9 protein-coding genes are annotated in these 9774 nt (G+C 49.1%); 8 read left to right on the forward strand and 1 reads right to left on the reverse strand.

Annotated elements, in window-relative coordinates:
• Nucleotides 1–289 precede the first annotated feature (289 nt).
• The gene (locus VMT62_15855) at nt 290–1027 is read right to left on the reverse strand and encodes a DUF169 domain-containing protein (GenBank protein ID HVN97904.1); all 738 of its coding nucleotides are present in this window, start codon (nt 1025–1027) and stop codon (nt 290–292) included.
• Between the two features lie 708 nt (nt 1028–1735).
• Here VMT62_15855 and VMT62_15860 point away from each other — a divergent pair.
• The 8 genes from VMT62_15860 (at nt 1736) to VMT62_15895 (ending at nt 9648) form a co-directional block, all read left to right on the forward strand.
• The gene (locus VMT62_15860) at nt 1736–2560 is read left to right on the forward strand and encodes an FCD domain-containing protein (protein ID HVN97905.1); all 825 of its coding nucleotides are present in this window, start codon (nt 1736–1738) and stop codon (nt 2558–2560) included.
• Complete coding sequence (locus tag VMT62_15865) at nt 2557–3921, forward strand: MFS transporter (GenBank protein ID HVN97906.1); 1365 nt, start codon at nt 2557–2559, stop codon at nt 3919–3921. The genes VMT62_15860 and VMT62_15865 overlap by 4 nt, the downstream gene beginning before the upstream one ends.
• A 168-nt stretch (nt 3922–4089) precedes the next feature.
• Entirely contained in the window at nt 4090–5079 is a 990-nt protein-coding gene (locus VMT62_15870) for an MBL fold metallo-hydrolase (GenBank protein HVN97907.1), read from the forward strand.
• A 462-nt stretch (nt 5080–5541) separates the two neighbouring features.
• Nucleotides 5542–5763: a hypothetical protein gene (locus tag VMT62_15875; GenBank protein HVN97908.1), complete on the forward strand. Its 222-nt coding sequence runs from the start codon at nt 5542–5544 to the stop codon at nt 5761–5763.
• 11 nt (nt 5764–5774) lie between these two features.
• Nucleotides 5775–7553, forward strand: coding sequence for an FAD-dependent oxidoreductase (locus VMT62_15880; protein HVN97909.1), 1779 nt, complete (start codon nt 5775–5777; stop codon nt 7551–7553).
• A 15-nt stretch (nt 7554–7568) separates the two neighbouring features.
• Entirely contained in the window at nt 7569–7862 is a 294-nt protein-coding gene (locus VMT62_15885) for a ferredoxin family protein (GenBank protein HVN97910.1), read from the forward strand.
• A gap of 9 nt (nt 7863–7871) precedes the next feature.
• Nucleotides 7872–8351: a TRAP transporter small permease gene (locus VMT62_15890; GenBank protein HVN97911.1), complete on the forward strand. Its 480-nt coding sequence runs from the start codon at nt 7872–7874 to the stop codon at nt 8349–8351.
• Nucleotides 8344–9648, forward strand: coding sequence for a TRAP transporter large permease (locus tag VMT62_15895; GenBank protein ID HVN97912.1), 1305 nt, complete (start codon nt 8344–8346; stop codon nt 9646–9648). The genes VMT62_15890 and VMT62_15895 overlap by 8 nt, the downstream gene beginning before the upstream one ends.
• Nucleotides 9649–9774: the final 126 nt, after the last annotated feature.

Here is a 9774-nt window from a genome sequence, read left to right on the forward strand (position 1 = left end):
GACGGTTCTTTTCGACACGGTAGGGCAGCCCCTGGCGCTTTTCCCTTTACCTTTTTCGTCTGAGCACGCCTTTTCCTCTCGCAAGCCCGTGCACTTGGCGCATTGCGCTTTAGGTGTTCTCTTCATGACGACGTTGCCTCCTTCTTCTCCTTCGCTTCTTAGCGCTAGGGGTATATTCGACTCTAGGGCACCTCGCCAGACGCGTATCCCTGATGTCAGCGGCGGAAACGTAAGTCCGGCGTTCGTGTCCGAGATTTACGCGACAGAGTGGCACTCTTCCGTTTCGGATCTATTTATCCAAATCAAGTCGCACGCGCAACTGTTTGACGTATTCCAGCCCATCCGGCTTGAACGGTTCAGGCACCCAGGGCATCTCTCTTAACGTTCGCAACATAGCGGGCAACTGATCAAAGGGGATGGTCATGAAATGGTGGCCTTGTGGGAAGAGTTTCCTTCGCCTCATACCGAATCCAAAACCGGTAGCGATAAAATTTATCTCCCCGGTGAGGTAAGGATAGGCAAAGAGCCATGAACAGCCTATGGCGGGTGAGTATCTACTTGACCACATCTTTCCCGTTTCATAACTCATAGCCCTGAGAAGGATCTCCATCTGATCGGTATTTGGGAGCAGAATAAGCACGTCTGGTTCGAAGGAGAGTTTGTCGAGCGGAGAAAATGATACATAATTAAGAACCCCTTTCGCTATCTTCGGGACATAGTGGTAAAGTCTGGCCGCAGCTCGTTCGTCTTTAAAAATGCCTAACCCTGCTCCGAATTGTCCGCTTATGAACTGGTCCTCAATCTCCCTCTGGCCCAATATATATTGCCCTGCCTCGCAGGTATGGTCTTTGACCTGGGCGTAGAACACTTCGCCTCCCTGTGCCCTTTTCAACATCTCACAGAGGGCCATCCGCTCGCTAAGCGGACTCATTGTTTGAGGGGCCGTCACCAGATACTTGACGGCAACTGGTTGTATGTCGAAATGAAAGTCGTTCAGTATCTCAAAATCTTGTTTGATGAGCGTCAATTCAACCTCCTTGCGTTTATCGGTGCAAAAGTTAAAGACTCGATCTTCAGCTCAGCTTCCGTGGGCTTTGTTCATTGGCCCACAGAAGCATAAGGGTGACCACTAATAGATGTGATGTACTGGGTAGACACCCTGCTTTACTAATCTCTCCCCTGCGGAAGTCAAAACCAGCTTCTTTTTCCCTATTCGCTCAAAGAGCAGGCATCCAAATTCTTTTTCGAGGGCACTGATTTGCTGGCTCAATACGCACCGGGTTCTGAATGTCGCGTCTGCCGCTCCTGTAAGGCTGCCAAGGGTTAGCCACTTGATGAAAGCCGACGATTTGTTGCCACTCCATGGAGACCTTCGGAGCACGGACAATTACATTAGCCCAAAGTATATTGAGACTGTCGAATGATGTCAATTAAATCTGCTGACACCGTAAAACGGGAACCCGGAAGACACCGGAAATCGGTTGAAATGGGGACGGCGTCTCAGATCCTTTGCCATCTCTCTGCTGAGCTGACCCAAGCGGCCATGGTGTCAGTCCAAACAATTTGTGCTTATGAACCACAAAGTATCTCTGCCAACGCCTGGCATTGCTTAAAAATCGGAGAAGCGAAGATTTTTTCCTTGACATGGGTTGTACAAAAGTTATTAATATAATATATTTAAATATTATGATATATAGAATTGAGATTCCGCGACAGTTTGACTAGGAGGTAATCAATGCAGAAACGGTCGAAAGATACGGTAGTGAGTCTCGAAGATTTTTTAGTCAGCAAGTCGAGAATGTCGGATCAGGTCAAGGAGTTGCTCAAAGAGTTGGTGCTGACGAGGAATGTGGGAGACAGAATCCCGGCCGAGAATGAAATCGCCCGCCAACTAGGCGTATCTAAAGTGACTGTCCGACAGGCCTTAGGTAACCTTGAAGCTCAGGGCCTCATCGAAAGGCGACGAGGCATAAATGGTGGAAACTTTGTAGCGAAACCGACTTCCAGCAACATGACCGAGCTGGTTGGGAATTACTTTCGTATGGGAGATGTAACGGCGCAAAACCTCATGGAGTTCCGCTGCGCTCTCGAACCGGCCATTGCCAAGCTTGCCGCACTGAGGGTCACGAATGCCGAGTTACAAAAAGTGAAGAACGTCATTGACGATCTTGAAAACAACCTGAATCGCGCAACCACCCTAAAAGAACTTCAACTTGGGAGGTCCAAGGTCACCGAATTTCACGTTTTGGTCGGGGAAGCTAGCCACAATCCTTTTGTCAGCCACGTGATGATCGGCATGGCAACTGTTCTTCAAACAGTTCTAGATCAGCTCCCGCCGACCGACTTCGAAACAGCCGGGCGCTTCGTGGATCACGCAAAACGGCTTTATAACGCGTTAAAACAACGCAACGACTCAGGCGCATACGAGGCGATGCTCAAGCTCTGCGAAATGTATGCGACGCGCGCATCGAGAAATAAGAGCTCTCGACCGTTGCGCAAAAAAGGTTCAACGAACGAAGCAACTCACCAAAATAGCTCAACTGACGGAGGCCGGCAATGAAGACGGAAACAGCCAGTGTTGCTCAAGTCGGTCAAAATGCTATCCAGCGTGCGACCCACTATCGATGGGTCATCCTCGTTCTCATGTTTCTCTTCTTTTTGATTAACCAAGCCGACAGGGCGAACATCGGGGTTGTCTTGCCTTTTGTTCGAAAGGAATTTGCTCTCACAAATCTTCAGGCAGGAGCTCTGGCTAGCATGTTTTTTTTGGGGTACGCAGTAACCCAGATACCGGCAGGGCTTTTCATGGGTAGAATTGGCGCCCGTCTAATGACATCGCTCTCAGTTTTTGTCTTTTCTGTTTTTACTTTTCTCATTGGCGTTTCTCCCGGTGCAACCGCTATGAAATGGTTTCGATTCGGTCTTGGCGTCGGTGAAGGCCCAGCAGGCATAGGGGCGGGCACGCTCATCAAGGCATGGTTTCCGCATAAGGAGCAGGCGACAGCGACTGCACTCTACATGAATGCGGCGCCAATAGCGTTCATTCTCGCGCCTCCTACGTGCATCGCGATCATGATGCAGTGGGGCTGGCGGGGCGTTTTCTATTGCTTTGCCATTCCCGGCATCATAGTTGCGGCTATCTGGTATATTCTGGTGCGTAACAGACCAGAGGAGAGCAGGTTTTGCAGCCAGGGGGAACGGGATTATATCGTTCAGTCGGCCGGTGGAATGCGCTCGAAGATTGGCCCCCAGATCACATCTATGGGCTGGCTGGACAAGTGCATTCGTGTGAGACGGGGGATGACAGCGTTGGATACCCCGGGTCAGGTTTTTCAATCATGGAACGTTTGGGCGGATTGTTTCATTTTCTTCTTCGCTGCCATGTGTCAATGGGGTATGCTCATCTGGATTCCATCGTATCTCGTGAATGAAAGGCACCTATCTATGGTACGGATGGGGCTGCTTGCGGCAGTGCCAAACATTGGTTCCTTTCTCGGCGCCTTTTTTGGCGGTTGGACTTCCGACAAGCTTTTAGGTGGCCGCCGGAAGCCTATGATCTTCCTCACGGCAATCGGGACGATCGTCATGATGTATCTGCTTGCACACGCTCCTGCCAGCCAGGGAATACTCGCTTTTCTCCTGTTCTTTAACGGGTTCGCCACAGGGAGTAGTATGTCTATCTACATCTCTTATCCCATGGGGCTCACCACTCGCCGGACTTTCCCGACTGCTCTGGGCTTAGTCTCCACTGCGGGCTCCATAGGAGGCTTTCTCTCGCCGATGGTCGCCGGATATCTTTTGGATACCTTTAAGACTTTTAACGTGGTCTTCTACTTCTTTGCGTTGGCGTTAGGCATGACGTTCCTGTTTGCTCTGACAATGGTGGAGCCATTAGAGACGCTGAGTGCGGAGAAGGACTGATGTTAGGCTGTTAGAGAAGGTGATGGGCAAGAGAGCGTTAGGTTCGCCATCTCGTTGAATCGTATTGCGTCTCAAACAGGTAGTGTGGCAATGAAGAGAACGACGTTTTTTTCTGATAATATGCGGCCATTGGCTTCCGCGATAAGCCATGATGGAAGACGGCCTCCCATGGATTGGACGTCTGCCACCGTGGGGAAATCAATTCCAGAGGCACAAAACCTGCTCACCATACGATGGTGGGGTACCGCCAATTTCGAACTAACCTACGGGAACCAGGTAATTCTTCTGGGCGCGTACTTCGATCGAGGACCCAGGAATCGTCCCACTGGTATCAAGGTTGATCAGATAAGCAAGGTAGATGCAGTGTTTCTCGGACATGCTCACTTTGACCACATGTCCGATGCAACCCAGGTCGCCCGTCAAACTGGGGCTAGCGTATACGGCCATCGTATAGTGGTCGATACGTTACTTACACAGGGGCTACCATCTAGCCAGACGAAGCTTGTAAACAATGGCGACATTTTTCAATTTGATGATTTTGTCGTAGAGGCGTTTCATGTTCTTCACAGCAATACGCCTGGAACTCCGCCCGAGCTCCCCGAGGACGCACAGGCAGCTTTCAAAAATCTCGTCTCTGTAGCACATGGGACGCCGACAATCGAAGAAGAGGCCGCTGAAGCAGCCATCTTATCAAGAGGCTCTTGGGATCCCGACATTCTGTCAAATGGGGTTTTTGCCTATCTTTTCACGTTCGGTGATGATTTTCGATTTATCTATCATGACAGCGCATGCTGCGTCGTCACGGAGGAGGCGAAGGCGATTATGGAGAGAATCGGGGGCAAGGCCGACATAGCGACCATAGCCTATCAGGGAGGTCCCCAGCAATTCGCTGTCCCATATGGAATGCCCGAACTTAGGCTTTTCCACCCTTCGTTCTTCATTCCAAATCATCATGATGAGATAAAGGGAGCCTACTTTGACATGGCTACGGAGCCGCTCTTTGAAGCAATTCGTCATGAATGGAACCACATAGCTCCGATTTCTCTTCTATATGGAGAACCCGTTTATTTTGATGTTCATTCCCATGCTATGGTGGCAAAAGGCAGCTATTCATTGAAAAAACAAAGAAAGAAACACGAAAATAGGAAGACCCACTAATGGTCTTAAAGAAAACGTTTTAAAGGCAACAAATATGCGTTCAGACCTCCAGAGAAAAATGAGAGCGTACTTCCACACGTTGCGCGGAGGATTCCCATTGAAAACGGTGTCTTCCGGGCATTTCTGTACGCTGGTAAAAGCCTTTGGATGAGCGAATATATCGTGAAAAATTAAAACAAAATATCGTAACCTGGAGTCGGTAATGAAAAAACAATGGTCCGGTGCCGAGAGGCATTAGAAAAGTTGACCCGTCGGAAATGGAAGCCAACCCCCCGATAACCTAGAAGGATTTAACGAATAAAAAAAATCAAAAGATTTTTCTTGACAACACTGAAAGCAACAGTATAAAGTTCGTATACGATCTTTCGTATACGATATTTCTGATAATAAGTTGTATGATGACGAGTTTCAAAACTGTCCAAAAAGCTTGTTGCACGTTTCCGAACGGGAAGGAGAATATCAATGGACGACGCTAGACAATGCGAGTGCTGTGGTCGGCCGATCAAGGCTATGCCGGAGGTTAAGACCCTCCGGGGGAAACAACACACTTTTTGCAGCGAATTCTGTTTCAGACTCTATCTTTATAGCGCCCCAAAGGCTAGCTACGACGATATGAAGAAGATGTATGCGCTCCGATTTATTCCTATGGACGTTCCGGATTTGCATTACCTGGCAGGAGAATAAGGGAGGAGAACATGACAAACAGCCTTGCGCTAATCGCCGATGAAGTGGTCGAAACGGACTTTCTGATAGTTGGTGGAGGGCTCGCCGGATGCATGGCCGCTATCGAGGCAAAGAAAAAGAGCAATATTGACGTCGTTATCATGGAAAAATCAAGCATTGAATATGGCGGGACCGGAGTTGGTTTGGACGGATTTCATGTTGAATTCCCGGGAATAATCGAGCATCCGGTGCCAAAGGATGTTGATGAGGCGATCGCAGCAAAGTCCCTTTTTGGAGCCAATAGGTATAAGGGTCTGGTTTCATCAAAATCCGCAATTACCGAGCTTAAAAACTGGATTAAACCGTTGGCGATCCTTGAAGATATTGGAGTTCAGATCCGAGAAGATGATGGAAAAATGTGGGGAGCGCAAAATTACCGCGGAGGCACCGTTCACAGCCGTCTCAAAAAGGACGAAAACGGAAAACCATTTGAACCAAATGTAGTGATGTACAGAGGATCCGATCTCAAGTGGAAGCTTGCGAAAGCAGTATACGAGGCTGGGGTCAGGGTCTTCAATCGAACGATGATTACCAGCATTATAACCAAAAACGGGACAGCGGTGGGAGCAACCGCTTTGAATAGCCGAACGGGAAAATTCGTAGTATTTAAAAGCAAGGCCGTCCTCATCGCTACGGGGAGGGCTACGAGACTCAATCCGTACCCCTGGGCTCCATATCCAAATAACCTTTTTTACAGCATCGGATTCCCTGGCAACTGCGGTGGAGGAATTATAGGCGCCTTTCGTGCCGGAGCAAAGGTCGCCAATATGGAGTGCCTCTGGGTATACGCGGTTTCAAAAGGGATCAATGCCAGTGGTGGCGCAGGCGGTGCAGGCTGGCATTTCAGATTGCTGAATTCGAAAGGGGAATCGCTCGAAGACAAGTATCCAGAACTGAACATCAGGATTGCCGGAGGGAATATTCCACCCGTCAACTTTATGTATGCGCCGGGCATGAAAGAACCGACCACGGAAAAGGACATCATCGTATCGAAAACGGATTCCGCTACCGACGATGATATAAGTGCGACGTATTATACCGCTGCCACAGAACCACCGCGAACGCTCAAATTCCTGAAGATGGCCGGCGGACTGAAGGATAAACGCCCAGCCGAAGGTGTTCCGTATCCGGCCGCCATCACCATAAGCGGCATCCGCCGTATCAACGAGCACGCTGAGTCTACTATTGGCAATCTATTTGCCGCGGGAGATTGTGCCTGCCATACAGCGGGATCAAGAGCATTGGTCTGGGGCTATATCGTAGGTAGTCACGTAGCCGAGCAAATAGGAAGTATCCAAGGGCAAAGCTTGAATGGTGAGCAGTTACGGCAGGTTGAACAAGCAAAAGCCAGAGTCCTCGCTCCATTGGGGCGCGTCACCAGAAACGCAGTCAATCCGCTCGAACTTGAAGACTATGTAAGGACTGAAATCATCAAGAATTATGTAGGCATTAAAAAAATAAAGGCAAGGATGGAAAGGGCAAAAGAGCTCCTGAAGAGAGTCAAAGAAGAGGCGGTGCCCTTGCTTGTGGCAGATGGCCCTCACGAATTGATGCGCGCTGTCGAGGCGCAGGATATTATCGATATCGCGGAGCTGTATATTGATTCATCGCTGCTGAGGACCGAAAGCCGGGTTGCCCCCATGCATTACAGGGAGGACTATCCCGATCAGGACAGTAATTGGGACAAAATTACTATAACTGCCAGGAAAAATGAGGACTCAATAGAGTACCTCAGAGAAAGCGTAGAGTAAACGCGGGGAGGTAACGTGTACAATTTCAAAATAAACTACGGTCCGACAATCGATGATCATTTTTGCAACGGTTGCGGCAAATGCTATAAATATTGCCCCATGGACATTTTTGGCTGGGACGAAGAAAAACAGCGCCCTACGGTTGTCTATCCCGGGGAATGCTGGTTCTGTTGTTTCTGTGAAGTTATGTGTCCTGAAGTCGCAATAGACGTGAAGTTCCCTCTCCATCACATGATAGATTTTGGCGTAGATCCTCGCAAGGTTACGAGCTTGGTGGATGAATTCACGGAAATAGAACAGTCGAAGTAGGAGGGTTGAATGGATCTACTGGACAGATTCAACGTAAAAACATGTTCCTGTCTCGAAAAGGTCGCGGGTTTTGCATTAGTTTGCGTAACGGTTCTCACGGGATGCGATATTGTCGGAAGACTTCTTGGTATGCCGATCCCGGGGACGTATGAAATCGTATCCTTCAGCGGAGGATTGGTGGTCGGGCTCGCCATTCCAGTCGCGTCACGCGACAAGATGCACGTTGGAGTGGATCTGCTCCTTACAAGTGTTTCTCCCAGGGTCAAAGCCGGCCTCGAGAAATTTAACCGCCTGGTCGGAATTGGGCTCGTTATCCTCCTTGCCTTCTCAATCGTGCAAATAGGCAACGAATTCAGAACTTCAGGAGAGGTGAGCCCGGTGATCCACGTACCTTTTTACCCTGTTGCGTACGGGATAGCGGTTGCACTTGTCGCGGAGGTTTTTGTTCTCTTGGGCAACCTTCTCGAAGGAGGTGAGGCCCATGAGTGAGGCAACGCTGATTGGTATTATAGGGCTGATTGCTCTTCTCGTTCTGTTTTCTACAGGGATTGAGCTTGCGTTTGCGATGAGCGTTATCGGAATGCTTGGAATAGTCTGTCTAAGATCAGTAGGTGCCGCCATAACTGTGTTGGGCAAGGACTATTTTGATGTCTTTTCATCTTACTCATTCACCGTAATTCCTCTGTTCGTTCTTATGGGGCAGATTGCTCTCAATTCAGGGATGGCTGAACAAATGTACAAAATGAGCCGCAGATTTGTAGGCCACGTTCCGGGCGGGCTTGCCTTCGCGACGGTTGTAGGTGCGACGCTGTTTAAGGCTATCTCCGGCTCAACGCTGGCAACCGCCGCAACCTTTTCGGGTATAGCTGTGCCCGAAATGGACAAGTACCGGTACGGCAGACTGCTGTCGACAGGTGTTGTGGCAAGCGTGGGGACTTTGGGAACCCTGCTCCCCCCGAGCAATGCACTTATCATAATGGGGATGATCACGGAACAGTCCATAGGCAAGCTGTTTCTTGCAGGAATGATACCAGGCCTTATGTGTGCGGCACTGTTTCTTGGGACCATCTATGTTTGGTGTAAGATGGACCCGTCTCTTGGCCCGAAAGGGCCTGTCTATCCCTGGAAAGAAAGATTGCGTTCGGTGCCTCAGGTAGTCTGGCCTCTCCTGATCTTCCTTCTGGTGATCGGCGGCCTTCTGGCCGGATTTTTCACCCCTACCGAAGCGGGAAGCGTGGGTACCATCGGAGTTTGCATTCTCACCGTTCTCAGAAAGGATATTACGTTCAAAGCGTTCATGAAATCGTTAAGGGAGTCGGTGCTCATGGGCTGTGTAATTCTCATGCTCATAGCAAGTTCCAACGTCCTCGGACACTTTATTACCATGGCCAAGATACCTTACATAGTTGCAGAGTGGACTGCCGCCCTACCCTTAAATCGCTATGTTATCGTTTGCTTGATCTGCATCATCTATCTGATAGGAGGGTCTTTTATCGATGATGCGGCGTTCATGATTTTGGCAACGCCGATATTCTTCCCCGCGGCGATTAAACTTGGTTTTGATCCGATCTGGTTCGTCATCGTGTTATCGGTGACTTGTATGATAGGCATTATCATACCTCCTATTGCGATGTCCGTTTTTATTGTCAAGAGTATCACTAAAGAATCAATATGGGTGGTCTATAAGGGGGTAACCCCGTTTATTATAAGTCTGGTGGTCATGATCGGTCTTCTTTTCGTCTTTCCCGGCATCGCGACATGGCTCCCTAACGCATTGATGAAGTGAGTATTGCAGGAATATGGCGTATCAGAAACGATGATAAGCAATAAAAAATTAAGGAGGGATTTATGAAAAGAACCATCGTTTTGTCACTCTGTTTGTTAATTCTTGGCAGTTTGCTAGCGGGACTTT

It is taken from the genome of Syntrophorhabdaceae bacterium (assembly GCA_035541755.1).
GTDB lineage: Bacteria > Desulfobacterota > Syntrophorhabdia > Syntrophorhabdales > Syntrophorhabdaceae > PNOF01.

Coding starts and splice junctions, on each gene's coding strand:
- VMT62_15875 (HVN97908.1), top strand. CDS start 5,542: ATGGACGACGCTAGACAATGCGAGTGCTGTGGTCGGCCGATCAAGGCT.
- VMT62_15860 (HVN97905.1), top strand. CDS start 1,736: ATGCAGAAACGGTCGAAAGATACGGTAGTGAGTCTCGAAGATTTTTTA.
- VMT62_15890 (HVN97911.1), top strand. CDS start 7,872: ATGGATCTACTGGACAGATTCAACGTAAAAACATGTTCCTGTCTCGAA.
- VMT62_15895 (HVN97912.1), top strand. CDS start 8,344: ATGAGTGAGGCAACGCTGATTGGTATTATAGGGCTGATTGCTCTTCTC.
- VMT62_15865 (HVN97906.1), top strand. CDS start 2,557: ATGAAGACGGAAACAGCCAGTGTTGCTCAAGTCGGTCAAAATGCTATC.
- VMT62_15870 (HVN97907.1), top strand. CDS start 4,090: ATGGATTGGACGTCTGCCACCGTGGGGAAATCAATTCCAGAGGCACAA.
- VMT62_15880 (HVN97909.1), top strand. CDS start 5,775: ATGACAAACAGCCTTGCGCTAATCGCCGATGAAGTGGTCGAAACGGAC.